Origin of the sequence: Caulobacter sp. LjRoot300 (genome assembly GCF_964253875.1) — a bacterium.
In the GTDB taxonomy this organism is placed as follows: Bacteria; Pseudomonadota; Alphaproteobacteria; order Caulobacterales; family Caulobacteraceae; genus Caulobacter.
In genome coordinates, this window is sequence record NZ_CAXUSA020000005.1 from 438,544 (window position 1) to 464,529 (window position 25,986).

26 protein-coding genes and 1 pseudogene are annotated in these 25,986 nt (G+C 70.2%); 15 read left to right on the plus strand and 12 right to left on the minus strand.

What is annotated here, in order from left to right:
• Window positions 1-251 precede the first annotated feature (251 nt).
• Genes ACSQ2G_RS19410 through ACSQ2G_RS19420 form a run of 3 tightly spaced genes read left to right on the plus strand, consistent with a single transcriptional unit; the run spans window position 252 to window position 4,966 of the window.
• Complete coding sequence (locus tag ACSQ2G_RS19410) at window positions 252-899, plus strand: RNA polymerase sigma factor (protein WP_436033644.1); 648 nt, start codon at window positions 252-254, stop codon at window positions 897-899.
• On the plus strand, window positions 877-1,863 hold the full coding sequence (locus ACSQ2G_RS19415) for a FecR family protein (protein ID WP_436033645.1): 987 nt from the start codon (window positions 877-879) through the stop codon (window positions 1,861-1,863). The genes ACSQ2G_RS19410 and ACSQ2G_RS19415 overlap by 23 nt, the downstream gene beginning before the upstream one ends.
• On the plus strand, window positions 1,853-4,966 hold the full coding sequence (locus ACSQ2G_RS19420; protein WP_436033647.1) for a TonB-dependent receptor: 3,114 nt from the start codon (window positions 1,853-1,855) through the stop codon (window positions 4,964-4,966). Before ACSQ2G_RS19415 ends, ACSQ2G_RS19420 begins: the two co-directional genes overlap by 11 nt.
• Before the next feature lie 8 nt (window positions 4,967-4,974).
• On the opposite strand, the gene ACSQ2G_RS19425 is transcribed toward ACSQ2G_RS19420, so the two are convergent.
• The gene (locus tag ACSQ2G_RS19425; protein WP_436033649.1) at window positions 4,975-5,760 is read right to left on the minus strand and encodes an IclR family transcriptional regulator; all 786 of its coding nucleotides are present in this window, start codon (window positions 5,758-5,760) and stop codon (window positions 4,975-4,977) included.
• Between the two features lie 165 nt (window positions 5,761-5,925).
• On the opposite strand from ACSQ2G_RS19425, the gene ACSQ2G_RS19430 reads away from it, so the two are divergent.
• Both ACSQ2G_RS19430 and ACSQ2G_RS19435 read left to right on the plus strand, forming a co-directional pair.
• Entirely contained in the window at window positions 5,926-6,120 is a 195-nt protein-coding gene (locus tag ACSQ2G_RS19430; protein ID WP_436033651.1) for a hypothetical protein, read from the plus strand.
• Window positions 6,121-6,122: 2 nt separating this feature from the next.
• Entirely contained in the window at window positions 6,123-6,353 is a 231-nt protein-coding gene (locus ACSQ2G_RS19435; RefSeq protein ID WP_436033653.1) for a hypothetical protein, read from the plus strand.
• A 55-nt stretch (window positions 6,354-6,408) separates the two neighbouring features.
• Here the strand turns inward: ACSQ2G_RS19435 and ACSQ2G_RS19440 are convergent, their stop codons facing one another.
• Window positions 6,409-7,134, minus strand: coding sequence for a glutathione S-transferase family protein (locus ACSQ2G_RS19440; protein ID WP_436033655.1), 726 nt, complete (start codon window positions 7,132-7,134; stop codon window positions 6,409-6,411).
• A gap of 118 nt (window positions 7,135-7,252) precedes the next feature.
• Here ACSQ2G_RS19440 and ACSQ2G_RS19445 point away from each other — a divergent pair, with 118 nt between their 5' ends.
• Complete coding sequence (locus tag ACSQ2G_RS19445; protein ID WP_436033657.1) at window positions 7,253-7,975, plus strand: helix-turn-helix transcriptional regulator; 723 nt, start codon at window positions 7,253-7,255, stop codon at window positions 7,973-7,975.
• Between the two features lie 48 nt (window positions 7,976-8,023).
• On the plus strand, window positions 8,024-8,608 hold the full coding sequence (locus ACSQ2G_RS19450) for an arsinothricin resistance N-acetyltransferase ArsN1 family B (RefSeq protein WP_436033659.1): 585 nt from the start codon (window positions 8,024-8,026) through the stop codon (window positions 8,606-8,608).
• A 59-nt stretch (window positions 8,609-8,667) separates the two neighbouring features.
• Here ACSQ2G_RS19450 and ACSQ2G_RS19455 read toward each other — a convergent pair whose 3' ends face one another.
• The 3 genes from ACSQ2G_RS19455 to ACSQ2G_RS19465 form a co-directional block, all read right to left on the minus strand.
• On the minus strand, window positions 8,668-9,660 hold the full coding sequence (locus tag ACSQ2G_RS19455) for an alpha/beta hydrolase (RefSeq protein ID WP_436033661.1): 993 nt from the start codon (window positions 9,658-9,660) through the stop codon (window positions 8,668-8,670).
• 79 nt (window positions 9,661-9,739) lie between these two features.
• Window positions 9,740-10,546: a TrmH family RNA methyltransferase gene (locus tag ACSQ2G_RS19460; protein WP_436033663.1), complete on the minus strand. Its 807-nt coding sequence runs from the start codon at window positions 10,544-10,546 to the stop codon at window positions 9,740-9,742.
• A gap of 71 nt (window positions 10,547-10,617) precedes the next feature.
• Window positions 10,618-11,889, minus strand: a complete 1,272-nt coding sequence (locus tag ACSQ2G_RS19465; RefSeq protein ID WP_436033665.1) for an MFS transporter — start codon at window positions 11,887-11,889, stop codon at window positions 10,618-10,620.
• Between ACSQ2G_RS19465 and ACSQ2G_RS19470 the strand changes: the two genes are divergently transcribed.
• Window positions 11,822-12,061 (plus strand): hypothetical protein, encoded by a 240-nt coding sequence (locus ACSQ2G_RS19470; protein WP_436033764.1) that lies wholly within the window; start codon window positions 11,822-11,824, stop codon window positions 12,059-12,061. The two genes, ACSQ2G_RS19465 and ACSQ2G_RS19470, sit on opposite strands and share 68 nt — an antisense overlap.
• A gap of 43 nt (window positions 12,062-12,104) precedes the next feature.
• On the plus strand, window positions 12,105-13,160 hold the full coding sequence (locus ACSQ2G_RS19475; protein WP_436033667.1) for a LacI family DNA-binding transcriptional regulator: 1,056 nt from the start codon (window positions 12,105-12,107) through the stop codon (window positions 13,158-13,160).
• Window positions 13,161-13,163: 3 nt separating this feature from the next.
• On the opposite strand, the gene ACSQ2G_RS19480 is transcribed toward ACSQ2G_RS19475, so the two are convergent.
• Window positions 13,164-14,624: a TolC family protein gene (locus ACSQ2G_RS19480; protein ID WP_436033669.1), complete on the minus strand. Its 1,461-nt coding sequence runs from the start codon at window positions 14,622-14,624 to the stop codon at window positions 13,164-13,166.
• A 158-nt stretch (window positions 14,625-14,782) separates the two neighbouring features.
• Between ACSQ2G_RS19480 and ACSQ2G_RS19485 the strand changes: the two genes are divergently transcribed.
• From ACSQ2G_RS19485 to ACSQ2G_RS19495, 3 genes are all read left to right on the plus strand, one after another.
• A complete protein-coding gene (locus ACSQ2G_RS19485; protein ID WP_436033671.1) occupies window positions 14,783-15,466 on the plus strand; it encodes an ABC transporter ATP-binding protein in 684 nt (227 codons plus the stop codon).
• Entirely contained in the window at window positions 15,463-16,674 is a 1,212-nt protein-coding gene (locus tag ACSQ2G_RS19490; RefSeq protein WP_436033672.1) for an ABC transporter permease, read from the plus strand. Before ACSQ2G_RS19485 ends, ACSQ2G_RS19490 begins: the two co-directional genes overlap by 4 nt.
• A 68-nt stretch (window positions 16,675-16,742) precedes the next feature.
• Complete coding sequence (locus tag ACSQ2G_RS19495; protein ID WP_436033674.1) at window positions 16,743-18,053, plus strand: HlyD family secretion protein; 1,311 nt, start codon at window positions 16,743-16,745, stop codon at window positions 18,051-18,053.
• A 122-nt stretch (window positions 18,054-18,175) separates the two neighbouring features.
• On the opposite strand, the gene ACSQ2G_RS19500 is transcribed toward ACSQ2G_RS19495, so the two are convergent.
• The 6 genes and pseudogenes from ACSQ2G_RS19500 to ACSQ2G_RS19525 form a co-directional block, all read right to left on the minus strand.
• On the minus strand, window positions 18,176-18,649 hold the full coding sequence (locus ACSQ2G_RS19500) for an activator of alkane oxidation (RefSeq protein WP_436033676.1): 474 nt from the start codon (window positions 18,647-18,649) through the stop codon (window positions 18,176-18,178).
• A 251-nt stretch (window positions 18,650-18,900) separates the two neighbouring features.
• On the minus strand, window positions 18,901-19,425 hold the full coding sequence (locus tag ACSQ2G_RS19505) for an RNA polymerase sigma factor (RefSeq protein ID WP_436033678.1): 525 nt from the start codon (window positions 19,423-19,425) through the stop codon (window positions 18,901-18,903).
• A gap of 80 nt (window positions 19,426-19,505) precedes the next feature.
• A complete protein-coding gene (locus ACSQ2G_RS19510) occupies window positions 19,506-21,953 on the minus strand; it encodes a TonB-dependent receptor domain-containing protein (RefSeq protein ID WP_436033762.1) in 2,448 nt (815 codons plus the stop codon).
• 26 nt (window positions 21,954-21,979) lie between these two features.
• Window positions 21,980-22,475: pseudogene (locus ACSQ2G_RS19515) on the minus strand (TonB-dependent receptor plug domain-containing protein); the annotation flags it as partial.
• Window positions 22,476-22,630: 155 nt separating this feature from the next.
• Window positions 22,631-23,167 (minus strand): TetR/AcrR family transcriptional regulator, encoded by a 537-nt coding sequence (locus ACSQ2G_RS19520; protein WP_436033680.1) that lies wholly within the window; start codon window positions 23,165-23,167, stop codon window positions 22,631-22,633.
• A 195-nt stretch (window positions 23,168-23,362) separates the two neighbouring features.
• Complete coding sequence (locus ACSQ2G_RS19525; RefSeq protein ID WP_436033682.1) at window positions 23,363-23,977, minus strand: TetR/AcrR family transcriptional regulator; 615 nt, start codon at window positions 23,975-23,977, stop codon at window positions 23,363-23,365.
• 314 nt (window positions 23,978-24,291) lie between these two features.
• Between ACSQ2G_RS19525 and ACSQ2G_RS19530 the strand changes: the two genes are divergently transcribed.
• The 3 genes from ACSQ2G_RS19530 (at window position 24,292) to ACSQ2G_RS19540 (ending at window position 25,980) form a co-directional block, all read left to right on the plus strand.
• Window positions 24,292-25,152, plus strand: a complete 861-nt coding sequence (locus tag ACSQ2G_RS19530; RefSeq protein ID WP_436033684.1) for a metal-dependent hydrolase — start codon at window positions 24,292-24,294, stop codon at window positions 25,150-25,152.
• On the plus strand, window positions 25,149-25,553 hold the full coding sequence (locus ACSQ2G_RS19535; protein WP_436033686.1) for a DUF2147 domain-containing protein: 405 nt from the start codon (window positions 25,149-25,151) through the stop codon (window positions 25,551-25,553). The genes ACSQ2G_RS19530 and ACSQ2G_RS19535 overlap by 4 nt, the downstream gene beginning before the upstream one ends.
• 106 nt (window positions 25,554-25,659) lie before the next feature.
• Window positions 25,660-25,980, plus strand: a complete 321-nt coding sequence (locus ACSQ2G_RS19540) for a hypothetical protein (protein ID WP_436033688.1) — start codon at window positions 25,660-25,662, stop codon at window positions 25,978-25,980.
• Window positions 25,981-25,986: the final 6 nt, after the last annotated feature.

Below are 25,986 nucleotides of genomic sequence, written 5' to 3' on the forward strand. Positions count from 1 at the left end.
CTTTGTCACCGGTGTCATAAGCATAGACATGGCAAGAACCGCGAGAAAAGAGGAAAAGTTAGCGGTATCACATGGAAAATTATGAATATTCTTCCCTTCGGGAGAGCGGTGCAAAACGACGATTTCCGCGCGTTGATCCGCACAAGAAAAGTTCGCCCGCCCCCATTTTTTTCGCTTTCGGTTGATCGCCGGCCCGTTCCCTCCCATCGTCGCCGCCTCAAGAAAAAGACCGACGTGACTGGGGAGCACCGGTGTTCGAGGCGAAGACGCCCAAGCTTCGAATCGTCAGGCCGAGCCCTGTCGCGCCCGAGGTCGCCGGGCCAAGGGACGGCCAAGGCGGCCGGTGGCGTGATCGCCCGTCCTATTCGGCGACCTACGCCCGCGAATGGCGCGACGTGTGCGCGTTCCTGCGCGCGCGGTTCGGTCCCGGACCGCCCGACCCCGAGGATGTCGCCCAGCAGGCCTTCTTCAAGCTGGGCGAATTGCAAGGCGCCGAGCGGATCGAAAGCCCCCGGGCCTTCGTGTTCCGCGTGGCGATCAACCTGATGCTGGACGAGCGCCGCAGCCAGGCCCGCGCCAGCCGCACCCTGGACGCTTCGGCGCCGCTGCTGGCGTTCGACAGCGAGGAGACGCCTGACCTGGAGCGCAGCCTGATCGCCAAGCAGCAGATGGGCCTGCTGGAGAAGGTCGTGCAGGGCCTGCCCGACCGGCATCGCCAGTATCTGCTGGCCAACCGCCTGGAGGGCCAGAGCTTCGTGGCGATCGCCGAGCGCTTCGGCGTCTCGCCATCGCTCGTCCGCAAGACCGTCGAGGAGGCGCTGGCCGTCTGCCAGCGCGCCCTGATCCATGGAACCGCCGATTATCGAGGACTGTCGCGTGAACGAAGCCGTCGATCCTGACTCGCCGATCGGCCAGACCGCCCGCGCCTGGGCCTTGGCGGTCGTCGGCGAGGATTTCCCGCCCGAGCGCTCGCGGCAGTTCGGCGCCTGGCTGGACGCCGACCCGGCGCATCGCCGCGCCTACGAGCAGGCCGAGACCGTCGTCATGATGCTGGGCGGCCTGCGGACGCAGACGGCCGTCGCTCCTGCTCGACCTCCGACAGCGCGGTGGCGCGTCCCGGTCATGGCGGCGGCCGGCGGCCTGCTGGCGGCCTGCCTGGCCCTGGCCGTCCTCGCCACCCTCCCCGGCCCGACCTACGAGACACGACCGGGCCAGAGCCGCCAGGTCGCGCTGAGCGACGGCAGCCAGGTCACCCTCGCCCCGGCCTCGCGGCTGCGCGCGGCCTCGCGCTGGCGACCGCGCGCCTTGGCGCTGGAGCGCGGCGAGGCCTTCTTCGTCGTCGCCCACCAGCCGAGCGGCCAGCCGTTCACGGTCCAGGCGGCGAACGCCCTGGTCCGCGTGGTCGGCACCCGTTTCAACGTCCATCGCGGCGCCGACAGCGCCGTGCGGGTCGAGGTCGAGCAGGGCGTGGTCCAGGTCTCCAACCATCCGGACGGCCAGGATCGCGCGGTCACCCTGCGCGCCGGCCAGACGGCGATTGCCGACGCGCACGGCCTGGCGGTGGGCGTGCTGGCCCCGTCGAGCCTGGCGGGCGGCTGGCGCCAGGGTCGCCTGGCCTATGACGACGCCCCCCTGTCCGAAGTGGTGGCCGACCTCAACCGCTACAGCCGGCGTCCGCTGACGATCGGATCTCCCGCCGCGGCCCGGCTGAAGGTGACCGCCGCCTTCGACATCGCCCAGGCCGACCGCTTCGTCGCCGAACTGCCGCGCGCGCTGCCCGTTCGCCTGATCCCGGACGGTCGCGGCGGCCGGGTCCTGGTCGCCGCCGATCCGGGACGGGCGCCGGAGCCCCATGCCCCGTGAGGTCCGCGCCGGCGGGCGTGGCCTTCGGCTGACCTGCCTCGCGGCGATGCTGGCCGGGGGCCTCGCGCCGACGGCGGCGCTGGCCGCCGAGGCGCGGCCCGTGGACATTCCCACCCAGCCGCTGTCGACCGCCCTGCTGGCCCTGTCGCGCCAGACCGGGACAATCATCATCGCGCCGGCCGGCCTGGTCCGGGACCGCACGGCGCCGGGCGTGCGCGGCCGCCTTGAGCCGGCCGAGGCGGTGCGACGCCTCCTGCGCGGCTCGGGCCTGGGCCTGTCGGTCAGCGCCGACGGGGTGGTCAGCATTAGGGCGGCCGCGCCGGCGCCCGCCGTCGCCCCTTCCCGCCCCCGGCTGCTGCCGCCGGAGGACAGCGAACCCGCCGCCCTCAGCACAGTACAGGTCGTGGCCCGCGACGCCGGCGCCGAGGCCCTGCGGATGAAACGCCTGTCCGCCGACAGCAGCGACATCCTGCTGGGCGACGACCTGCGCAGCCTGGCCGAGCCGGGCCTGGGCGGCGCCATGCAACTGCTGCCCGGCGTGGCCGTGACCAACGACGGCGGCGAGGGCCGGCAGGTCAGCGTGCGCGGGGTGGGCAGCGAGTTCACCCGCGTGCGCATCAACGGCATGGAGACCCTGGCGACGTTCGGCGGAGCCAACGCGGGTGGCGGCACCAATCGCGGACGGGCCTTCGACTTCAACGTCTTCGCCGCCGACCTGTTCGACCAGATCCGCGTGCGCAAGACGCCGTCGGCCGATGTCGACGAGGGCTCGCTGGGGGCGACCGTTGACCTGCAGACCCGCTCGCCCCTCGACGGGCCAAGCTCCCGGATCCAGCTGACGGTCGAGGGCGCGTACAATTTCGGCGCCGACAAGGCGGTCCCGCGCCTGTCGGCCATCGTCTCGCGCCGCAGCCGGGACGACCGGTTCGGCGTCCTGGTCTCGGCCGCCTACGCCAAGCGGACCGTCGAGGACGTCGGCGCCAACGCCGGGCAATGGCAGGCCGGCGACACGGCCTATCCGGGCTTTGGCGAAGCCGCGCCGGGCGCGCCGGACCTGGCCTTGCTGAACGCCGCCCTGCATCCGCGTATTCCCCGCCTCGAGGCCTTCCGGATCGAGCAGGAACGCCTGGGCCTGACCGGCAGCTTCCAGTGGCGGCCGTCCGACCGCACCCAGGTCGCCCTGGACGTCCTCTATTCCGAGCTGTCGTCGGAGCGGCGCGAGGACCTGCTGGAGACCTTCACGCTGCGCACGGCGGGCACCTGCCTCACGCCGCTGAATCCCGACTGCGGCATCGCCGCCGTCCGGGTGCGGGACGCCACGGTCACCACACCGCGACCGGGCCTGCCGGTGCTGATCGCCGGGACGTTCGACAACATCGACGTTCGCGCCGAGTCGCGGCTGGACCGGCTCAAAACCTTGTTCCGCCAGACCACCCTGTCGGTCAGCCATCGCCTCTCGGATCGGCTGACTCTGAACGCCCTGGCCGGCTACAGCCGCTCCGACTTCGGCAATCCGCTGCAGGCCACGGTCCAGCTCGACCAGTACGACGTCCAAGGCTTCGCCTACGATTTTCGCGACCGCCGACGGCCGCTGATCGACTTCGGCTCGACCGACCTGACGACGCCGGCGAACTGGACGCTGGCCGAGCTTCGGTCCGATCCCAACTGGGTCGACAACAGCTTCAAGACCCTCGGCGCCGACCTGGAATGGACGCTCCGCGACGGCCTGACGTTGCGGGGCGGGCTGCAGCACAAGACCTACGTCACCGACGCGACGGCCAAGGGGCGATCGAACGGCACGATCGCCAACCTCAACGCCGACATCCCACCGGAACTCGCGGCAATCCCGCCGTCAGCCTACCTGCGGCAAGCCTGGTCTGACCGCTTCGCCACCGCCGCCGGCACGCCGGACGCCTGGCTGGCCCCGGACGTCGCCAAGGCCTTCGCGCTCTTCCAGGCCGCCTGCGCTTCCAGCGCCTGCGACACACTGGCGCTGGGCCCCGAACCGCTCATGGGCCTGAACTATGGGGTCGAGGAGCACGACAGCTCCGCCTACCTGCAGGCCGCCTTCACGATCCCCTGGGCCTGGTCGCCGCGCGGCGACCTGGGTCTGCGCTACGCCCACACCCGCCAGACCTCCTGCGGCTACACCATCGACGCCGACGCGGCCGGCTTCGTGGCCCCGGTCGCCGCGACGCGGATCTATGACGACCTGCTGCCGTCGTTCAACCTGGCCCTCGAGCCGCGCGAGGACTTGTTGCTGCGGTTCGCGGCCGCCCGGGTGATGGCGCGGCCGGACCTGCGCAGCCTGCGCCCGGGGCTCAATGTCGCGACGGGCGGCCTGCGGTCGGTCTCGGCCGGCGACCCGTCCCTGCGCCCCGTGCGGGCCGACACCCTGGACGCCGCCGCCGAGTGGTACTTCGCGCCCGGCGCGGTGCTGTCGGCGGCCTTCTTCCACAAGGCGATCCGCTCCAACGTCCTGACCTCGGCGACGGCCCCGACGGTGTTCGCCGACAACCCGTTCGGCCTGCCCGACAGCCTGGCGGTGATCGCCTGCGGACGGCTGCCCGGTTGCGCGCCGGAACTGCCGATCTGGCAATTCCTGACCCGGACCGACCGCGGCGGCGGTCATCTGGACGGGGTGGAACTGGCGCTTCAGGCCCCGCTTGACCTGGCCGCGCCGGCCCTGCGCGGCTGGAGCGTCCGCGCCGGCCTGACCTACACCCGCGCGCGTATGCGGTTCTGGGGCCTCGACGGCGCGCCGTTCAACGCCCACGACAGCCTGGGCTCGCCGCGGCTGGTGGGGACGGTCACCATCGCCTACCGCCGCGAGCGTCTGGACCTGCGGGCCACCCTGTCCCACCGCGGCCGCTACCTGACCGCCATTCCCGCCCCGACCGGGGCCGATGTCGACGGGGTCAACGCCTATACCAGCCTGGATCTGTCGGCGCGCTACCGGATCGCTGCGGGGTGGTGGCTGACGGCGGCCGGCGGCAACCTGCTGAACGCAGCCCAGCGGCAGTTCTCAGACACCAGCGGCCTGGCCAACTACCAGCACCACACCGGCCGCGAGGTCCGCCTGGGGGTGGAGATGCGCTACTAGGTCGCCCGCTATCCCGCCGCGTTCAGCCGGGCGGGATTGAAGCCCAGGGCCGTGCCGATCTCCAGGGCGGCGGCCTTCACGCGCGGCGTCAGCTCGGCCATCCGCGCCTCGTCCATATACTGCGGCACGCTGGACAGGCTGACGGCGGCGACGATCGCGCCGCTGGCGTCGCGGATCGGGGCGGCGATGCAGCGGATGCTGTCCAGGCCGTCGTCCAGGTGCAGCGCGTGGCCGAGCTGGCGCGCCGCCTCCATCTCGCGGAAGAACGCCGCCGCCGCCGGTGACCCCGGATCGTCGGCGAACAGCCGCGACCAGCGCTCGGGCGGCGCGTCGATCAGCAGCGCCCGGCCCAGGGCGGTGTCGCGGACGCGGTTGCGATCGCCGACCCGGTGGCGGACCTCCAGCCGGCGGCGCCCCGGCGCCTGGCCGACATAGAGCACCTCGTCGCCGGCGATCGTGCCGAGGTTCGTGGCGTCCTGGGTCTCGGCGGACAGGGCGGCCAGGACGGGCCTGGCGACCTCGGCCAGGCCCAGCCGCTCGCGGGCCTGATGGCCCAGTTGCACCAGCCGCCCGCCGAGGCGGTAGTCCCGCCCCACCGACGACAGCAGGCCGCGATCGACAAGCGCCGAGGCCAGGCGATGGGTGGTGCTGCGGGTCAGGCCGACCCGCGCCTCGAACGCCTTGAGACTATGGGCGCCCTCGGCGACCGCCTCCAGGATGTCCAGCGCCCGATGCAAGGTCTGGCTGGCGCGATCCGAGGCGGCGGAGGCTTGAGGCGCGACTGTATCTGACAAGGCGGCATCCTATCCCGAACACGCTCCTAGATAGCACCGGAACGCCGATTCCGAAGATGCTCGTGGGCGGTGAAGGACCGAAATCTTCGAGCCGCCGGGCAAGCTGGACGCTGGGAACGCCCGCCTCTCCGAGCGGTTTGAAAAGGGCAGACATGGAGGAAACCAATGCCCAAAGCCCCGCCCATTCCACCCGAGCAGCGCGCCTTCAAGGGTCAGAAGCCGGCGATCGAAGGCCAAGGCGGTCGCGACGACCTGCAGTCTCCCGATCCGGGCAACGCCGACGTGAACCTCAAGGCGCAGGGTCGCCACGGCAATCTGACCCAGAACACTTCTCGCTCCGGCAACGTACAGGATCGCTGACCATGCCCGACAAGAACCCCGCCGCCGATCGCTGGGGCGGTCCCGGCTCGAGCCACGAGAACGCCAAGCAGCCGCGCCCCGACCCTGTCGTCAAGGATCTGGACGATCCCGACCGCTACAGCCGCCACAGCAAGGTGTCGGGCGGCGGCGGCGAGTCCGACGTCCATCACGCCCACGCCGCCAATCGCAAGGACGACTTCGAGGCCAACGACGCCCAGAAGAAGAAGCACTGAGTCTCGAGAAGCGCCGCCCGTCCCGGCGAACAGGGGATGAGCGGCGCGCTTCGGCCTAGGCCGCGCGGCTCATCTCCGGCGCGAATTCCGGATAGTACCCGGCCATCATTCGCTCGGCGTAGCCCACCAGGTTGGGCAGGCTCTCGGCGCGGCGGCGCAGGGGCGAGTCGAAGAACGGCGTCAGGATCTGGGCCAGCATGGCGAAGACGATGGCGTCTACGCTGGTGGGCCGGTGGCCCATCATGAACGACTTGTCGCCCAGCATCTCCGACAGGGCCGTCAGCGACCAGGCGCCCAGCTCCACGATCTCGTCGGGCGAGTGGCGGCCGATGCCGACCGCCTTGAGGCTGGACTGCACCCCACCCAGCAGGCCGTCGATGGCGTCGGCGCGCGCCTCGCCCGGCAGGCCGTCGAACCAGCGGGCCGGCCCCTTGGCGAAGTTGTCGTCATCGAAGAACCGGAAATGGCAGCTGGCCCAGCCCAGGTGGTTCTCGACCATCCGCTCGATCGCCCAGGCCTGGCCGCGCTGGGCCTTGCTGAGGCCAGCGTCCAGGTCGACGCCGTAGCTGCGCTCGATATAGGCGCGGATGAAGGTGGAGTCGGCGACCTTGACGCCGTCGTCGTCGATCCACGGCAGTTGGCCCTTGGGCGAGGTCTCCGGATGGGCCGGGACCTTCTGGTACCAGAGGCCGGCCATCTTCAGGTGGATCTCGGTCTTGGTGACATAGGGGCTGCCCTCGGGCAGGCCGAAGGCGGGTCCGGCGGCGTAGAGCGTGATCATGGTGGTCTCTCCCTGCTGCGCCCGTCCGCGGGGCCGGCGGCGCTGTGTTGCGACATTCGGACGCTACCGCCATGCTGCTGCCAGCATGCTGTCAGCATCGATCCCGCAGAGTGATTTCATGAGACGCGCCGAACGCCTTTTCCAGATCATCCAGATCCTCCGCCGCAGCCGCCAGCCGGTGACGGCCGACGCCATGGCGGTCGAGCTGGAGACCTCCAAACGCAGCGTTTATCGCGACATCGCCGCCTTGATCGGCCAGAGGGCGCCCATCCGCGGCGAGGCGGGCGTCGGCTATGTGCTGGAGGCCGGATACGACATGCCGCCCCTGATGCTGACACCCGACGAAATCGAGGCCGCCGTCCTGGGGGCCCAGTGGGTCGCCGGGCGCGGCGATCCCGTCCTGGCCACCGCCGCCAACGACCTGATCGCCAAGATCGCCGCCGCCGTGCCCGAACAGCTGCGCCCTTACGTGCTGCAGCCCGCCACCGGCGCCGCGCCGGCCTGGAACCAATTGCCCGACGGCATCGACATCGCCCAGACCCGGGCCTGGATCCACGCCGGCCGCAAGATCCGCCTGGACTATCGCGACGAGAAGGGCGCGGTCAGCCAGCGCGTCGTCTGGCCGGTGACGGTCGGCTATCGCGAGACCGTCCGTATGCTGATCGCCTGGTGCGAGCTGCGAAACGACTTCCGCAACTTCCGCACCGACCGGATCGAGGGGGCCGAATTCCTCGACGAGCGCCACGGCCAGCGGCCGGGCGTGCTGCGGAGCCGCTGGCAGCGGGCGCTGGAGGAGGAACGCAAGCGCTGGGCGGCGAAGGGTGAGGGCTGCGGGCCGTAGGATACGGATGTCCGCTCACGATCCATAGGCGACCTTCGACTCTGGCCGATGTCTTCTGCCAAGGTTGTTGTTAAGCTCACCACAAAGAGGGGGAGAAACATGCCCGGAGCAGTGAGGGCCGCCAGCTCGGACGATGGCCCTGCCATTGCAGAGATTTACAGGCCGTATGTACTCGAAACGGCGATTTCGTTCGAAGACGCACCGCCCTCAGCGGCTGAGATGAGCCGCCGGATTGTGGAAGGCCTGGTCGCCTATCCCTTCCTCGTGTTCGAAGAACGCGGCGAGGTCGTCGGATATGCCTACGGAAGCGCCCATAGAGCGCGTGCTGCCTACCGCTGGTCAGTCGACGTGACCGTCTACACCGCACGACAGGTCCACAGGCGCGGAATCGGCCGCAAGCTCTATTTTGAACTTCTCGACCGCCTGACACGCCAGGGTTTTCACTCGGCCTTTGCCGGCATCGCGCTTCCAAACGAGAAGAGCGTCGGATTGCACGAGGCGATGGGATTTCGACACCTAGGCACCTATCAGGAGGTGGGCTTCAAGTTTGGGCGATGGCACGACGTGGGTTGGTGGCGCCTTTCCCTCAACGAGGGAACGCCGGCCACCCCTCCTCTACCGCCTCATCTCTGACGTCCGTTCCCCACCCATAGCGGACGTCCGGAGCGTCACCTCAGGAGCGGCGTCGCCGTTCAAACCCCATGCCGCTTGGCGAAGGTCTCGAACAGGCCGGGCCACGCCGCCACCGGCTTGCCGGCGATCGAGCGCAGGCCGAAGCCGTGGCCGCCCTCCTCGAAGACGTGCAGCTCGGCCGGGACCGCCTTGGCCTTCAGGGCGGTGAACATCATCAGGCTGTTGACCACCGGCACGGTCGTGTCGTCGGCGGCGTGCAGCAGGAACACCGGCGGGACGCGGTCGGTGACGTTCTGGTCGGGCGAATAGAGCGCCACCTGCTCGGGCGTCGGCGACGGGCCCAGCAGCTGCTTGCGTGAGCCGGCGTGGGCGGGCCCCTCGGCCATCGACACCACCGGATAGATCAGGGCCGACAGGTCGGGCCGCGCCGACAGGTCGTCGGCGGCGTCGATCCGGTCATAGACCTTGGCGTCGAACCGAGTGGTCAGGCTGGCGGCCAGGTGTCCGCCGGCCGAAAAGCCCATGATCGACACCCGGGCCGGGTCGAACCTCATCGCCGTCGCCTTCGAGCGGGCCAGGCGCACGGCGCGCTGGGCGTCCTGCAGCGGCGTGTCGGGGCCCGCGCCCCAGTGGTCGCCGGGCAGGCGGTAGAGCAGGACGAAGCAGGTGTAGCCGCGGTCGGCCAGCCAGCGGGCCGTCTCGAAGCCTTCCTTGTCGCTGACCACGCGCTCGTAGCCGCCGCCGGGCATCAGCACCACCGCCGCGCCGTTGGCCAGGGCCGGGCGGAACACGGTCAGGGTCGGTTTGCGGGTGTGGGTCGTGGCGCGGTCGCGCAGGCCGCCGGCGACGGTGCGGTCGATCTGGGTCTCGACGGCGGTAACGCCGGCCGAGCCGGGCGGGTCGCCGGGCCAAAGGGGGAGAACTTCGGTCGGATCCATCGGAGCCTTCGCGGGCTGGGCGGGCTCGGCGTCGGCCAGGGCGGCGGCCCCGCCCAGCAGCGATGTCAGCAGGCCGCCCGTCAGGCTGGCCAGGGTTCCCCGGCGATTGAACATGCGACCTCCCTAAGCGACGCGAACGGACCCTAGGGCGGGGCTCCGATCCCGGCAAGTCACCGGTGTCATCCCTGACAGCTCAAGCCTTCGCGAACCTCAGGTGATGCAGCACGATCCCGCTGGTGGTGGCCACGTTCAGCGAGTCGAAACCGTTGGCCATCGGGATGCCGACGGTCCGCACGCGGTCCAGGACGGCGCGCGACAGCCCCGGCCCTTCGGCCCCCAGCAGCACCGCCGCCCGGGCGGGCGGGGTCAGATCCGCCAGGGTCTCTCCGGCGGCCGGACTCAGGGCCAGGCCCTGGAAGCCGTGGCGGGCCAGCAGGGCGACCACGTCCTCGCCGCGCCCCAGCCAGGCGGTCGGCACGCTCAGCGTCGCGCCGATCGAGACCCGGATAGCCTTGCGGTAGAACGGATCGCAGCAGTCGCCGTCCAGGATCACGCCATCGACGCCGAACGCGGCGGCGTTGCGGAAGATGCCGCCCAGATTGTCGTGATTGGCGACGCCCATCAGCACCAGCACCACCGCCCGGGGCCCCGTTCGCGCCACCAGGGCCTGGGCCGACGGCGGCTCGGGCTTGGCCCCGACCGCCAGCACGCCGCGATGCAGATGGAAGCCGGCGATGGCGTCGATCACCGCCTGGCCGGCCACGTGCACCGGGACCTCGGGCGCCAAACCCGCCAACACCTCGCCCAGCTTGTCGATCCGCTTGCCGTCGATCAACAGCGACCGGACCCGCTGGGGCGCGTCGCGGACGAAGGCCCGCAGCACGGTCTCGCCCTCGGCGATGAACAGTCCCTGGCGACCGACTAGGTCGCGTTCCTTGATGTCGCGATAGGCCGCGACGCGCGGATCGTTCGGGTCATCGATGGGGATCAGGTCGGGCACGAGGCTCTCGGCGAGGGTTTTCACGAAGCGGCGACCGGTTCACGCGAAGAAGTCGCGCTGACCAAAACCCGCTACCGCACGCCCCGTATCGGAAGGATGGCCAGACCGCCAGCCGCCGCCAGCCCCGCCGCCACCAGATAGAGGGCGTGATAGTTGACATGGGTCGGGCCCAGCACCCACATCGCCAGGATCGGCGCCATCGCCTGGGGCAGGGTGTTGGCCAGGTTGATCACCCCCAGGTCCTTGCCGGCGTCCTTCTGCGAAGGCAGCACCTGGCTGACCAGGGCGATGTCGACGGCGTAGTAGCAGCCGACCGCGCAGCCGAAGATCACGAAGCCCGCCACCACGACCGGCCAGCCCGGCACCAGCGAGAACACCAGCATCGCCGCCGCCAGGCCCATGGCCGCGCCGGCCGCGAACAGCTTGCGGCGCTTGAGGCGGTCCGACAGCATGCCGCCCAGCATACCGCAGGCGACGTTGGCGCAGGTGGCCACGGTGGTCAGCAGGGCCATGCCCTGCTCGGCGCGCTGTCCGGGGAACAGCTGCGTGTAGTGCAGCGCGTCCTGCAGGTAGAACAGCATGTAGCACTGGGTCAGCGTGATCGCGACCAGCACCATGAACCGGCTGACCCAGGCCAGGGCGAAGTCCGGATGGGCGCGCGGATCGATCCAGAACCCCGCCAGGAAGCTGCGCCAGTCGAACGGCGGCCGCTCGCCCGGCGGCAGGGGCGGGTCGTCGAGGGCGAGCGCGAACGGGGCGATGGCCACCAGCAGCACCACGCCGATGGCCACATAGCGCGAGGCCTCGCCGACCAGCAGGCCGCCGACCAGGATCGCCCCGGCCATGGCGCCGATCGGGTGTCCCAGGCTGAGGAAAGCCGCCACCCTGCCCTTCTGGGCGTCGGGCACCCGGTCGGGCAGCACCGCCAGCAGGGCGGCGAACAGCAGGTTGAAGGCCAGCTGGAAGCAGACGACGCCCGCCATCAGCTGCACCGCGCTGTGGGCCATCATGATCAGGAAATAAGACGCCACCGTGCCCAGCGCGCCGACCACCATCCAGGGGCGACGCCGGCCGAAGCGCGAGGTGGTGCGGTCGCTGATGGCGCCGGCCAGCAGGTTGGCCAGGCTGGCGCTGATCGAGCCCAGGATGGCCACCTGACTCAGGACCACCGCCTTGCCGGCCGAATCGATGGCCTCGGCCTTCAGCGGCAACAGCACCTGGAACAGGGGCATGAAACTGACATAGGCCCCGATCTGGGCCAGGGTGAAGGCGGCGATGAAGCTGGGCTTCACCGGTAGTGTCGGCCTTGCCCTGTCGATTCCCACCGCCTCCGCCACTGTCATCATCATCCCCCGACGCGCGATCTCCGTCGCGATTGGCTCGGACACTGGCCTTCCGCGCCGGGCGACACAAGGCGCGAGCGGCGACAAAGCCGACATCGCGGCGCTCGATCGCGCTTTTTTGGATTCCGAGCGTCGCCTTATGCCGCGCAGTTGCTCTAGGCTGGCGCCATGAAGATGAGTCCACCCCATCAGGACCTCGGCGAGCGGGCAGGCCCATGGCGTCGGTGACGATCTATGACGTGGCGGCGCGCGCCGACGTGTCCATCAAGACCGTCTCGCGCGTCATGAACAACGAGCCCAATGTTCGGCCGCAGATGCGCGAGCGCGTGCTCGAGGCCGCCGGGGCCCTGGGCTACGCGCCCAACCTGTCGGCCCGCAGCCTGGCCGGCTCGCGCTCGTTCGTGATCGCCGTCTTCGTCGACGCCTCCCTGACCCTGGACCACTGGCGCAGCGAGCGCGGCTCGGACTACCTGCAGCGCATCCAGCTGGGGGCCACGGTCGAGACCCGGGGCGCGGGTTACCACCTGCTGGTTGAGCTGGTCGACCACGACGGCCCGCGCGTGCGCCAGGAGGTCGGCGCCCTGTTGGCGGCCCTCAAGCCCGACGGGGTGATCCTGACCCCGCCTTCCTGCGACAACGACGTGGTGCTGGAACTGCTGGACAAGGCCGGCACGCCCTATGTGCGGCTGGGTCCGGAAAAGCCCGAGGGGCTGGGGCCTCGCGTGCACATGGACGACGTCGCCGCCGCCCGCGAGATGACCGACCACCTGATCGGCCTGGGCCACACGCGGATCGGCTTCATCACCGGCGACCAACGCTACGGGGCCAGCCAGGCTCGGCGCGAGGGCTATGTCGCCGCCATGAAGGCGCGGGGCCTGAAGGTCGACAAGGCCTGGATCCAGCCCGGCGACTTCACCTTCGAGTCCGCTCACAAGGCCGCCACGACCCTGCTGGCCCTGGACCAGCGGCCGACGGCGATCTTCGCCAGCTCCGACGAAATGGCCCTGGGCGCCCTGGCGGCGGCGGCCGAAGCCGAGCTTTCGTGCCCGGCCGACCTGTCGGTGGCCGGCTTCGACGACAGCCCCGTCTCGCGCCTCAGCCGCCCGCAGTTGACCACCATCCGCCAGCCGCTGGTGGAGATGTCGACCCTGGCCACCAAGATGCTGATCAACGGCGTGGCCCGCAACGCCGAGGCCGGGACCCGCCCCCGAGACGAGCTCCTGCCCTTCACCTTGATCCACCGGGCCTCGACCGCGCCGCCGAAGGGGTGAGCCTCACGGCTGGAGGTCGATCTTCCAAGTGTCGATCGTCGCGCCCAGCTGCTGGTCCAGGGTGGTCAGGGCGTTGAGGTAGTTGATCGAGGCGCTCAGCGCCTGCAGGTCGGCCGAGCGCAGGTTCGCCTCGAAGGTCAGCAGTTCGAAATTCGAGGCCCGGCCGGCGCTCAGCTTTTCGCGTTCCAGCTCCAGGGTCTTGGCCGCTAGGTCGCGGGACAGGCGCGTGGCCTCCACCTGGCGCCAGGCCAGCTCCACGCCCTGGACGGCGTCGCGCACCTGGGCCTCGACGGCCTGGCGCAGGTCGTCCAGCCGCAGCTCCTGGGTCCGCACCAGCGTCTGCGCCTGGATCTCGGCCTGGCGTGGGCGGTAGTCGCCCAGTGGGATGCGGAACTGCACCCCCAACCCGGTGCTGGTGCGCGGCAGACCGGTCCCGGCCAACGGCGCGCCGGTGATCGGGTCGTCGAACAGGTCGCCGCGCTCGGTCTGGCGTTGCAGCGACCCATAGACTGAGACGTCCCAAAGCCGGTTGTTGCGGGCCAGGATCAGGCCCTGGCGCGCCTGTTCGACGGCCCGCTTCTGCGACAGGAAGTCGGGGCGGTTGTCCAGGGCCGCGGCGATCGCCCGGTCCAGGTCGACCGCCAGGGGCTTGGCGTCCAGGGCGTCGGCGGCGACCACGTCGGTGTGCAGGTCGACGGCCAGCAGGGCCAGCAGGGCGATCTGGGCGCTGTTGCGCTGCTGCTCGGCCTGCAGCAGGGCCACCTGCTGGGCCGCGATGTCGGCCTGGGTCTGGACGATATCGGCCGCCGCCATCCGTCCGGCGTCGATCAGCGCCTGGTTGGTGGCCAGTTGGGCGCGGGAGCGCTCCAGCGACTGGCGGGCGATCACCAGCTGCTGCTGGCTCTGGACCAGGTTGCGATAGGCCAGAATGATCCGACTGACCGTGTCCGACACCGTCGCCCTCAAGGACAGGCGGTTGATGGCGTCCTGGAGCCGGGCCAGGCGCACGGGGGCGGCGTTGACGGCCAAGCCGGCGCCGCGCAGCAGGGGCTGGCTGACGCCGAGGGTCGCCACCTCGGTCGTCAAATCGTTCCCGCCGCTGCGGACGGTCTGGCGCGCCCAGCCGAAGTCGAACTGCGCCCCGGTCGGGACCAGCCACGAGGCGCTCGGGTTCAGTTGCAGGGTCGAGCCGCGCAGATCGCCGGCCCGCGTGGCCTCGGCCGAGCCGATGATCGCCCCGATCGGACGAAAGCGGGTCTCGGCGACGAACAGGTCGTACTTCTCGGCCGCCCGGACGACATAGGCCGACTTGATCGTGCGGTTGTCGCGCAGGCCCAGGAACACCGCGTCGGCCAGGCTGAGCGTCAGGCGCGGGCCGACCGCCGCGGGTGGCGGCCGAGCGGGCGAAGCGACGGGCGCCTGGGCCCAGGTCGGCGACGCCACGGCCAGGACCAATGCCGCCACGACCGGCGGCCATCCCGCGAGGCGCTGTGAGGAGCGAGGCTCGGCCACCCGATACGCAGACATCCTCGCGTCACCCGACGAACGATATTGACACTGAAGTCAACAAAACACGCCCAGGGCTCTTGTTCAAGTTGCGTCGCCGCGCGCAAGATGGTCGGGTGCTGGAAGTCCTCGACCTGACCAAGACCTACGGCCCGCCCGATCAGGCCACGCCCGTGCTGCGCGGCGTCAGCTTCGCGGTCGAGGCGGGGTCGTTCTGCGCGGTCGTCGGCCCGTCGGGCTCGGGCAAGAGCACCCTGATGAACATCGTCGGCCTGCTGGACCGGCCCACAAGCGGCGTCCTGCGGCTGGACGGCCGCGACGTGGCGTTCGGCGACCGCGCGCAAGAGGCGCGCTTCCGCGGCGCGACGATCGGCTTCGTCTTCCAGTCGTTCAACCTGCTGCCACGCCTGAACGCCTGGGAGAACGTGGCCCTGCCCCTGGTCTATGCCGGTGCCTCGGTCCGCGAGCGCGAGCAGAGCGCCCTGGCCATGCTGGACCGGGTGGGCCTGTCGCATCGCGCCCAGGCCCGTCCGGCCGAGCTGTCCGGCGGCCAGCGCCAGCGCGTGGCCCTGGCCCGCGCCCTGATCCGCCAGCCTCGCCTGATCCTGGCCGACGAGCCGACCGGCAGCCTCGACAGCGTCACCGCCGGCGAGGTCATGGCCCTGCTGCGCGACCTCAACCAGCGCCTGGGCGTGACCGTGCTGATGGTCACCCACGACAAGGATCTGGCCGCGCGCTGCGAGCGGCGGATCGAGGTGCTGGACGGCCGGATCCTGGCCGACACGGCGACGACGGCATGACCCCTCCGGCCTCCCCTTCGTCCCGCACGGCCCTCCGGATCTGGACCCAGTCGGGCGCCGAGGCCCTGGCCAACCTCCTGGCCCAGCGGCAGCGCTCGGCCCTGGCCCTGCTGGGCATCCTGATCGGCGCCGCCTCGATCGTGGCCATGCTGACCATCGGACACATGGCGCAGCGCGAGACGCTGAAGCTGTTCGCCCACATGGGCGTGGATATGCTGCAGATTCACGCCAATCCGGTCGGGCCCTTTCCCGCGATCATGGACCGGGCGGCGATCGAGGCCTTGCCTCGTACCGATCTGGACGTCGAGGCCGCCCTGCCGATGGCGATCGATCGGGCGACGGTGGCGATCGGTCCCGCCAGCCAGGACGTCGGAATCATCGCGGTGGCGCCCAACCTGCCCGACCTGGTCCGGTTGTCGCCGGCCAGCGGGCGGCTGTTCGCTCCCGCCGACGAAGGCAATCTGGCAGCCGTGCTCGGCGCCGACACGGCCGCGGCGCTCTCCGCCCCCGGCGCGCCGGCGGCGCCGGGCTCGAAGATCCGCATTCGGGGCTATGTATTCACGGTGGTCGGCGTGCTTGATCACGTGGCGTTCACAGCCATGGACCCAACCGACTACAACACCGCCGTGCTGATCCCGCTGGGCGACGCGGCCCGGATCATGGCCACGCCAGAGCCCAGCACGGCGTTGTTACGACTGCGCCCGGGGGCCGACGCCAAGGCCGTGGGCGAGCGCCTGGTCGTGCGGCTCGCCAACCCGACCTCGGCCCCGCAGGCCCTGAGCGCCCAGGAGCTGATCCAGAGCCTGAACGCCCAGAAGGCCATCCACAGCCGCCTGCTGACGGCGATCGGCGCGATCTCGCTGCTGGTCGGCGGTATCGGGGTGATGAACGTCATGATGATGGGGGTGATGGAACGGCGGCGCGAGATCGGGCTGCGGGCGGCCCTGGGCGCGACCCCGCGCGACATCCAGGCGATGTTCCTGATCGAGGCGGGGATCCTGGCCCTGGCCGGCGGTCTGGTCGGCCTGGCGTTCGGCCTGCTGGCCGCCTTCGCGGCCGCCAAGGCCTCGGGCTGGACGTTCAGCCTGTCGGCCTATGTCCTGCCCCTGGGACCAGGCTTGGCCGCAGTGGTGGGGATGATCTTCGGCTTCTATCCGGCCCTCAGGGCCTCGCGCCAGGATCCGATCGTGGCGTTGCGCGAAGAATAGCGGCCGGTGTTAGCCAGCTACTGACATTGTTGTAGACCGCGGCGCGGCGTCGATCCTAAGGTTGAGCCATGGCGGCGCGCGTACAGGCCCTGGCGATCTGGCGGTCCCGGAGATGGACGGTGGTGGCGGCCGTGTCCGGGGTCGCGATCCTGGGGCTGTGCGTGGCCCTGGCCCCGCGGCGCGCCGCCGCCCCCGATCCCGGCGCGGCCCAGACCCAGACGCTTTCCCCCCGTCCCTTCGTCGCCACGCTCGGCCTGGTCGGTTCGGTGATCCCCGGCGACAGTGTCGACATCGTCGCCCCGTTCGACGGCGTCGTGCGGCGCCTCGGCTTTGAGTACGGGACCAGCGTCACCGCGGGCCAGGTCCTGGTCGAACTGGATCCCGCCGAGATCGGCCAGCGTCGCAACGAGGCCGAGGCGGCCTATCTGAAGGCGGCGAAGGCGTCCGAGACCCTGGCCAACTGGTCCGAGGGGACCGAGGTTTCGCGCGCCCGCCGGGCGGTGGACGCCGCGGTCCTCGACCTCGCGGACCTCGAGCGCAAGTCGGCCGAGACGAAAGGCCTGCTCGATCGGGGACTGGTGGCGCGCGGCGAGTATGACGGCCTGGTCCAGCAAAGGCGGAGCCAGGAGATGGTGCTGGCGAGCGCTCGCCAGGACCTGGCCGCCGTGCTCGCCCAGGGCGCCGGTTCCAATCGCCGCGTGGCGGCTCTCGAGCTCGGCAACGCACGCGCCCAGCTGGCCCGCCTGGACGGCCAGGCGGCCGGGGCGGTCGTTCAGGCCCCCGCGGCGGGCGTCATCGTCCGGCCCGTCGGCAAGGGCGAGGACGCCGAGCCCCTTCACGCCGGCCAGACGGTGACCCGGGGCCAGCTGATCGGCTCGATCGCCCGGGCGGGCGGCTTGGCCATCGCCTTTCAACTCAGCGAGACCGACGCCAACCGGGTGCAGCCGGGCATGGCCGTGACGGTCACGGGTCCGGGCTTCGGCGGCCTGACGGTCGCCGGCCATGTGGCCTCGGTGGCCGGCCAAGCCACCGCGCCGACGGCGCCGGGCGGTCCGCTGGCCAGCTTCCCGGCCGTGGCGCGCCTCGACGCCCTCACGCCCGAACAGGCCAAGGCGATCCGCATCGGCATGACGGCCAACGTCACGGTGGACCTCTACCGCAATCCGGCCGCCCTGGTGGCGCCGCCGGCCGCGATCCAGGGCGCGGCGCCGGCCGCCTGGGTCAAGGTCCGGGATCCGCGCGGCGGCCCGCCGCGGACCGTTCCGGTCAAGCTGGGCCGGATCGCGCCGGACGGGGTCGAGATCGTCTCGGGGGTGAAGGCCGGCGACGTGCTGGTGTGGTCGACGCCCACGGCCGAGGCCGCGCCTCCCGCATCGTGAACCGCGCCGATCGTCGCGGGCCGTCGGACGAAGAAACGCCCTGGCGACGGAGTCGCCAGGGCAGGACCGGTCGTGCGTCGCTTGGGTAGGGGAAGGCGACGTCTCCGGGGAGAGGGCTTGGATCAGGGGACGATGTGGAGCTGCGGGCTGGTCTGGACGGAGCCGTTGATCGCGCAGTCCGGGCTCAGGGTCTGGTTGTTGAAGGTGATCAAGCCCGTGTCGTTCAGCGAGATGGCCACGGTGCTCGGGCCGCAGGTGCCGAACAGCGAGGCCGTCACCGCCACACCGGTGATGGAGGCCGTGCCGCCGCCGGTTCCGTTCGCCGTGGCGGCCGTGGCGGTCCAGGTGCCGGTCTTGTGGATCAGGCCGCACAGGCCGCCGCCGCCGCTGAACGTGGCGGTGTCGATGAAGCCGATGCCGCCCGCGGTGTGGCCCGTGAAGTTGGCCGTGCAGGGGATGGTCAGCGTGCCCTTGGTCAGGCTGGTCGTGCCCGTGCCGGTGAAGTTGCCGTTGGCCGGGCTGAACGACGCGGCCGAGGCCGAGGCGGCGAAGGCTGCCGTGGCCAGCAAGGCGACGGCGGAAGCGAAGATTTTCATGGCGTTTCCCTAGTATTCTGAGGCGCTAAAGCACCGTTCTGACGATTACCTCGTCTGCTGAACTAGACGTGCCAGAATAGAATTAGGGGGGGTGCGCCTCTCAAAAATATTCACTCATAGGTTACGAAATTTATGCTTTGCAATTCAACTGAAATCGAGGCGTAAAAAGACACCGCGAGGCCATGAAAGCCTCTCGGAGTGAACTCAACATACTCCCCTCGCAAATATCGTCTTCCCGCGAACGACGCGGGCTACGCCCCCCTCAAGGCCTGGTCGAGATGGGCGTGGGCGCGGCGCAGGAGCTCCTTGACGGAGTCCTTCGAGATTCCCATGCGCTCGGCGACCGCGCCGTAACTGAGATCCTCCATGCGGTTGAGGCGAAAGGCCATGCGGGTGCGGGGCGGCAGGCGCTCGATGACGGCCATGGCGCGGGCGTAGTCCTGCCGCGCGCCCACGATTCGCTCGGGCGACAGGTCCTCGGCGGCCTCGGACCATTCGGCGAACGAGCGCTGCAGCTCGGCCGCGCGCACGCCCAGCCGCCGGATCCGGCTGACCAGGACGTTGTGGGCGACGGTGAACAGATAGCGCTCGACCTCGACGATCGGCGTTTCAAGCTGGGCCGCCTGGACGCGCAGGAACACGTCCTGCACCAGGTCCTCGGCGTCGGCGCGCGGCGCCCGGCGCGCGAAGTAGCGACGAAGGCGGGGCCCGTGGACGGCCATCCAGGCGCCCAGGTCGGGCCGGGCCGGTGCGGGGTCCGCCGGGGGCGCGGACATGCGGGGTGACGCCATCGTACGAACTCCGGCACAAGGGCGGCGCCCGCCCCGCGGCCGGGACGGGCGCCGCGGGGTTTGGATCAGAATCGCTTGCGGATGCTGGCGCCGATCATTCGCGGATCGAGCGTGAAGACGTTGGTGGTCAGGGCGGTGTCGTCGCTGTTGATGAAGGCCCCGGTGATGGGCGTGTCGTTCAGCAGGTTCTTGGCGTAGAGCTCGAACTCCAGGCCGTCGTCGGGCTTGGCCAGGGTCAGGCGCAGGTTGACGTTGTACCAGCCGTGCAGCTTGTCGATCGCGTCCTCGTAGACGCGGGCCCAGGACTGCGACTGGTGGTAGACGTCGCCGTGCATGCCGCCAACCCAGCCGCCCGACAGCGGCAGGGCGTAGTCGACGCTGATCGACTGGGTCCACTTGGGCTGGTTGGGCAGGCTGTGGCCCGACACGTCGGCATAGAAGCCGCGGCCGCCGTTGGGCAGGTCGGCCTCGGTCGGGGCCGGGAACAGGAACAGGCCCAGGATCGAGCCGGGGCAGACGGCGCTGAGGCTGGCGTAGTCGGGCAGGCCGAAGGCGGCGTTGGTGGCCAGCAGGCTGGCGACATAGCTCTTGGAGACGACGCAGTTGGACGGCAGGAACGGGCTGCCCTTCATCACCGTGAAGTCGGTGTTGCCCTGGGTGCGGTTCTCGACGTCGATCGATCGGGAGCCGTCGGCCAGCTTGCTGCCCTGGTAGCCCAGGTTCACGGTCAGGCGCAGGTCGCGGGTCGGTCGCCAGGCGGATTCCAGCTCCAGCCCCCAGATCCTGGCGTCGAAGTTCTCGTTGATCGCGGTGCGATCCTGGATCTGCGAGACCTGGTAGCCCCTGTAGTCGTAGTAGAAGGCCGCGCCGTTCAGCGTCAGCGCCCCGCCCAGCAGGGTGTTCTTCGCGCCCAGCTCGAAGGCGTTGACGTATTCGGGCTTGAAGGTGTCGGGATAGGAGGTCAGCTGCACCAGCGGCGGCAGGCCCGGCAGGAACGGCTCGTCGCTGTAGCCGATGGCCGGCGGGTTGGCGCCGCCGCCCTTGTAGCCGCGGTTGTAGAACGCATAGACCAGGGTCTGGTCGGTGAACGACAGCTTCGGCGACCAGTCCAGGCCCAGCCGCCCGGTCACCGCGCCCCACTTCTGCTTGATGTCGTCGCCGACCGGATAGCCGCCGTCGACCGTGCCGCCGTTCAAGGACGACAGCAGCACCTGGGTCGGCACCGGCGTGAAGGTCTTGCGGTCGCGGGTGTAGCGCAGGCCGGCCGTCAGCTTCAGGTCGTGGGCGAACTCGTAATAGAGCTCGCCGAACACCGCGGCCGACTTGACCTTGTAGATGTTCTTGCTGCGGAAATAGTTGTGGCCCAGGCCGTCGATCTGGTCCAGCGGATGGGGATCGATATAGATGCAGCCTGTCGTCCCATCGGGCGTGATCGTCGGCGTCGAGCCGTCGAAGGCGGTCCCGCACTTGGTCGGGTCGAGGCTGTTGTTGCCGTAGCCGCTGCTCTGGGCGATGGCCGAGACGATGTTGAAGAAGACGTAGTAGTCCTCGGTTGTGCGATAGTCGGTGTAGTTGCCGCCGAGGCTGAAATTGACCGGCCCGTCAAAGGCCGACGACAGGCGCAGTTCCTGCGAAAACTGGCGGCTCTTGGCGCGCACCTGGTCCAGGCCGGCGATCGTGCTGGAACAGCCCAGCTGCGGGTCGCAATAGACGCCGCCCGGGGTCAGGTTGGGGGCCGGAGCGCCGGGCACGATGCTATTGTCCAGGCCCGTGGAGTCGTTGAACACCCCGGGCAGGGTGTTGAAGCGGTTGTAGTCCTCGCTCGAGAAGTAGCGGTCGCGGTTGTAGGCGGTCTGCGAGGTCAGGGTCAGGTTCGGCGACAGGTCGATGTCGACGTTCAGCTCCAGCACGTCGGCCTTGGCGCGGTATTTCGGATCGAAGATCGACGAGATGCGCCGCAGGTCCTTGGACTGCATCATGCCGCCATAGGGGTCGGCCACCTTCATCAGGTTGACGGGGCCCGACACGCCGTCGGGATTGAGGCCCAGCACGGCGGTGTTGGTCACCGAGGCCAGGACGAACGGGATCGACAAGCCGTTGGGCGTGCCATAGGCGGCGTCGTCATAGAGCGAGGCGTTCTGGCAGCCCTGGCTGAAGAAGGCGCTGGCCTGCGGGCTGAGCGTGAAGCCGCCCATGGTCTGGGGACCGGGATCGCGGGTGCACAGCTGCTTGGTGCTGCGGGCCCGGCTGTCGTTCTCGCTGAAATGCTCCCAGATCAGGGCGCCGCGCACCGTCTCGACAGGCTTGAAGCCCAGGGTGACGCGGGTGGAATAGAGGTCGCGTCCGTCGATCTTGTTGCCGGTGACGTCGTTCTCGGCGAATCCATCGCGGGTGGTCGAGGCGCCGGCCAGCCGCAGGTCCAGCTTGTCGCCGGCCAGCGGGATATTGACGAAGCCGCTGAGCCGGCGGCTGTCATAGTCGCCGACCTCGCCCTTGATTTCGCCTTCGAACATGTCGGTGGGACGCGCCGAGATGATGTTCACGGCGCCGGCCGTGGCGTTGCGGCCGTACAGCGTGCCCTGCGGGCCGCGCAGCACCTCCACCCGCTCGACGTCGAAGAATTCCTGCTCGAAGAAGCGGTTGCGGATGAAGGCCGTGCCGTTGAAGTTGATCGATACGCCGGGGTCGGTCGAGACCGACACCGCCTGGGTGCCGATGCCGCGGATCGTCAGGTTCACGCCGCTGAAGTTGGTCTTGGTGAAGCTGACGTTCGGGATCGCCTTCAGCAGGTCGGGTCCGCCCTCGATCTTCGCGGCGTCGAGGGCCTCCTGCGAGAAGGCCGAAATGGCGATCGGCACGTCCTGCGCCGCTTCTTCCTTGCGCTGGGCTGTGACGACCACCTCGTCGACAAGGTTGGACCTGGCCGACGCCGCCGGTCCCTGGGCCTGAGCCTGGGCCAACCCGGCCGACAGGACGACGGCCACGGCGGAGACTCCGGCGATCCAACTGGCGCGCGCGCGGATGCGTTGAGACATATCCCCTCCCAAGGGTCCTCTCCCCCGGGCGGGGCGGACATCAAAAGCGTTTCCTCGCCGCGCTTTTTTGCCGGAGTCGCCTGCGGCGGGACGCTCCTCAGCCTAAGGATGCGTCTATTCACCTAGGTGTCAATACTTATTGACGCTCGTGTTGATTATTCGATCAGGGCCGGGAGCAGATTGGCGGCCAGGCGGCGCACGGCGTCGCGGTCGCGACCGAGCATTCCGCGCAAGGGTCCCCCAATCACCGCATCGCCGAACGCGCACAGGGTGATCAGCAGCAGGGCCGAGGGGATGTGCCTGGGCGGGTCGTCGCCGGAGGTCAGGACCTTCTCGCTCAGCGCCGCGACCAGGTCGACCACCGCTTCGCGCACGGGCTCCAGGTGCTCGAAGCGATTGGACAGGGCGATCCAGGCCGCCAACTGCCCCGCTCCACCTTCGTCGAAGGCCGTGAACACGATGTCCACAACGGTTCTGGGGGCCCGCTCGTCTGAGCGGACATGGGCCACGGCCGACTCCAGCGCTACGGCCAGGTCGCGGACCATGGCGCCCATCAGGGCCGATTGCAGCTCGGCCGCCGAGCCGAAATGATGGATCAGGGTGCCATGGGTGACGCCGATGTCCTGGGCCACCGCCTGCAGGGTCAGGCCGTTAGGGCCATGGGCGATCAACAGCTTGCGAGCGCTGACCAAGGCCTGAGCGCGGGCTTCGTCGGGAGAGCGCCGCCGCCTGACGGCCGTTTCGACCTTCGCCTTGCCCGCCTCCGCCATGACCGTCACTATTTATATTGGAGTCAACGAGAGCATGAGCGACATCCGCATAGGATGTAAACCCGTCGCGGTTGACCCCGCGTCAGGCGCCTCTCGACCAGACCAAAGCAGGCCGGATCAGAACAGGAAGGTCGGCAGCAGCCGGGCCACGATCTTGCGGCCGGCGTCGTCCTCGCGATCGAGCATGTCGCGCAGGGGCGCGCCGATCACCGCGTCGCCGAACGCGTACAGCGCGATGAACAGCACCGCCGAGGTGACGCGGTGATGGGTCTGCTCGCCCTCGGCGGCGAAGGTCTCGCAGATGGCGTCGACCAGGTCGCGCACCGCGGCCCGGACCGGCTGCAGGTGCTGGAGGTCGCCGGACAGGGCGATCCAGGCGGCCAGGCGCCCCGCCCCGCCCTGGTCGAAGGCGTCGAACACCGCGTCGACCAGGGCCCGGGGCGCGCCGGGATTCGAGCGAAGTTGCTCCACGGCCGCGCCGAGAGCGTCGGTCAGGTCGCGGACCATCGATTCCATCAGCGCCGACTGCAGGCCGGCCGCCGACCCGAAGTGATGGATCAGGTTGGCGTGGGTCACGCCGATCTCGTCGCCCACCGCCTTCAAGGTGACGGCCGTCGGCCCCGATGTGATCAGCAGTTGCCGCGCCGAGGCCAGGGCCTCGCGGCGCGCGACCTCGGGCACCCGGCGTCGACGCTTGGCGGTCGTCCCGATTTCAGGACCCTCTATTGACATCGATGTAACTTACATGCATGTAGATATCGTCGAGCGTCGATATATTCCGCGGTCCGACAGCGATCTGGGCGATCCAGAATCGTCGCCTTATTGACAGGCAGTTTAGGAGAAGTTGCCGCCATGGCCCAGGCCTTTCCATGCCATGCCGCCGCGACCACGGGGACGAGGCCGGGAAACCGGACGGTCCACGACGCCCCCGAGGCCGCCTGTCCCGTCCCTTTCATCCCGCGCGGAGCCCCGTCGCGCCCGGCGCGTGACGCTCCCTGCCCCGCAAACCCCGCCGCCGTCGACGACGGCGCGCCAGGAGCCCCCTCATGAGCAAGCTGGACAAGACCCCGTCGGATCTCGACATCCGCGCCCGCGACATGGCCTTCGGCCGCGACACGCACGCCAGCCGCTGGTGGCTGGGCGGCGACCCGGTGGGCACGGCGTTCTACAACGCCCTGTCGGTGACCTTCCCCCAGGGCGAACGGTTCTTCATGGATGCGGTCCGCCACTACCGCAACGTGGCGCCGCCCGAACTGCGCCAGCAGATCGCCGGCTTCCTGGCCCAGGAAGCGATGCACACCCGCGAGCACCTGTTCTTCAACAAGCAGGTCGCCGACCACGGCTTCGACGTCGCGGCGATGGAGCGGCGCACCCGCGACCGCCTGGCCTTCGCCCGCAGCCGCCCGCCGCTGCAACAGCTGGGCGCGACCGTGGCGCTGGAGCACTTCACCGCCATCCTGGCCCACGCCCTGCTGGCCGACCCGCGCCACCTGGACGGCGCTTCCGACGAAGCCAAGGCCATGTGGCGCTGGCACGCCATCGAGGAGGTCGAGCACAAGGCCGTCGCCTACGACACCTTCATGCTGGCCGCCGCGCGGCTGCCAGCCTGGCGGCGCTGGACCCTGCGGACCATGACCATGATCGCCGCCACCCGCCTGCTGTTCGCGACAGTCGGCAGCAATATCGGCGACATCTTCACCGCCGACGGCATAAACAACGCCCGCAGCTGGCGACAGCTGTTGCGCTTCATGCTGGTCAAGCCGGGCATGCTGAGACAGGTGCTATGGGCCTACCTCGCCTACTTCCGGCCGGGCTTCCATCCCTGGCAGCATGACGACCGGGCGCTGATGCGCCAGGCCGAGCGGGACCTGTCGGCCGCCTATGCGCCGGCGGAGGCGGTGGCGTGATCGCCGCCCTGGCCCTGGCCGCGGGGCTGAGCCCGCAGGCGGCCGACGTGACAGGCCTGTGGAACGCCCCCGGCGACGGCGGCTCGACGGTCCGGCTGGAGCGCTGCGACGATGGCCTGTGCGGCTATATCGTCACCTCGCCGCACATCCAGGCCGATCCCCGCCAGAAGGACATCCGCAACCGCGACGCGGCCCAGCGCGGCCGCCCCCTGCGCAACCTGATGTTCATGAAGGTCCGGTCGACCGGTCCGGGCCGCTGGGGCGACGGCTGGGTCTACAACCCCGAGGACGGCGGCACCTACAAGGGCGTCATGACCCTGCGCCCGGACGGCCTGCTGAGCCTGAAGGGCTGCGTCGTCGCGCCCTTCTGCAAGACCCAGACCTGGCGCCGCGCGAGCTGAAGCCGCCGGCGGTGTAATCATGTAACGCGTTCTCAATTTGGGCGGCCGAAGCTATAGGACGGCCATGCGGCGAACGATGACATGGTGGCGGAACCTGGGGGGCCTGATGGCCGCCTGCGTCCTGGCGCTGCTCGTCGTCGCGCCCTCGGTCAGCCTGGCGGCCTGCATCTGCGACGACGCCGCGCCCGTCGCCGAGGCGAGCCTGACCGGCGCCCAGGCCGTCCAGGGCGACCTGCAGGACCACGGCGCGCCCTGCGAAGCCGCCTGCTGCGTGGGCGGCCATTGCCACCATGGCGGCGCCATGCTCGACTCGCCTGTCGCGGCGGTTTCCGCGCCAATCCTCGTCGCCGCCGCGCACGTCGGGACGTCCGCCCCGGCGCTCGCCTCGCGCACCCTCTCCGGCCCCGACCGACCGCCTCGCGGCTGACGGCCC

Excerpts from the sequence above, each read along its gene's own strand:
- ACSQ2G_RS19475 (WP_436033667.1), top strand. The coding sequence starts at position 12,105 with ATGGCGTCGGTGACGATCTATGACGTGGCGGCGCGCGCCGACGTGTCC.
- ACSQ2G_RS19525 (WP_436033682.1), bottom strand. The coding sequence starts at position 23,977 with ATGTCAATAGAGGGTCCTGAAATCGGGACGACCGCCAAGCGTCGACGC.
- ACSQ2G_RS19500 (WP_436033676.1), bottom strand. The coding sequence starts at position 18,649 with ATGAAAATCTTCGCTTCCGCCGTCGCCTTGCTGGCCACGGCAGCCTTC.
- ACSQ2G_RS19495 (WP_436033674.1), top strand. The coding sequence starts at position 16,743 with ATGGCGGCGCGCGTACAGGCCCTGGCGATCTGGCGGTCCCGGAGATGG.
- ACSQ2G_RS19445 (WP_436033657.1), top strand. The coding sequence starts at position 7,253 with ATGAGACGCGCCGAACGCCTTTTCCAGATCATCCAGATCCTCCGCCGC.
- ACSQ2G_RS19530 (WP_436033684.1), top strand. The coding sequence starts at position 24,292 with ATGAGCAAGCTGGACAAGACCCCGTCGGATCTCGACATCCGCGCCCGC.
- ACSQ2G_RS19455 (WP_436033661.1), bottom strand. The coding sequence starts at position 9,660 with ATGTTCAATCGCCGGGGAACCCTGGCCAGCCTGACGGGCGGCCTGCTG.
- ACSQ2G_RS19540 (WP_436033688.1), top strand. The coding sequence starts at position 25,660 with ATGGCCGCCTGCGTCCTGGCGCTGCTCGTCGTCGCGCCCTCGGTCAGC.
- ACSQ2G_RS19505 (WP_436033678.1), bottom strand. The coding sequence starts at position 19,425 with ATGTCCGCGCCCCCGGCGGACCCCGCACCGGCCCGGCCCGACCTGGGC.
- ACSQ2G_RS19465 (WP_436033665.1), bottom strand. The coding sequence starts at position 11,889 with ATGACAGTGGCGGAGGCGGTGGGAATCGACAGGGCAAGGCCGACACTA.
- ACSQ2G_RS19510 (WP_436033762.1), bottom strand. The coding sequence starts at position 21,953 with ATGTTCGAAGGCGAAATCAAGGGCGAGGTCGGCGACTATGACAGCCGC.
- ACSQ2G_RS19490 (WP_436033672.1), top strand. The coding sequence starts at position 15,463 with ATGACCCCTCCGGCCTCCCCTTCGTCCCGCACGGCCCTCCGGATCTGG.
- ACSQ2G_RS19430 (WP_436033651.1), top strand. The coding sequence starts at position 5,926 with ATGCCCAAAGCCCCGCCCATTCCACCCGAGCAGCGCGCCTTCAAGGGT.
- ACSQ2G_RS19440 (WP_436033655.1), bottom strand. The coding sequence starts at position 7,134 with ATGATCACGCTCTACGCCGCCGGACCCGCCTTCGGCCTGCCCGAGGGC.
- ACSQ2G_RS19435 (WP_436033653.1), top strand. The coding sequence starts at position 6,123 with ATGCCCGACAAGAACCCCGCCGCCGATCGCTGGGGCGGTCCCGGCTCG.
- ACSQ2G_RS19450 (WP_436033659.1), top strand. The coding sequence starts at position 8,024 with ATGTCTTCTGCCAAGGTTGTTGTTAAGCTCACCACAAAGAGGGGGAGA.
- ACSQ2G_RS19470 (WP_436033764.1), top strand. The coding sequence starts at position 11,822 with ATGAAGCTGGGCTTCACCGGTAGTGTCGGCCTTGCCCTGTCGATTCCC.
- ACSQ2G_RS19420 (WP_436033647.1), top strand. The coding sequence starts at position 1,853 with ATGCCCCGTGAGGTCCGCGCCGGCGGGCGTGGCCTTCGGCTGACCTGC.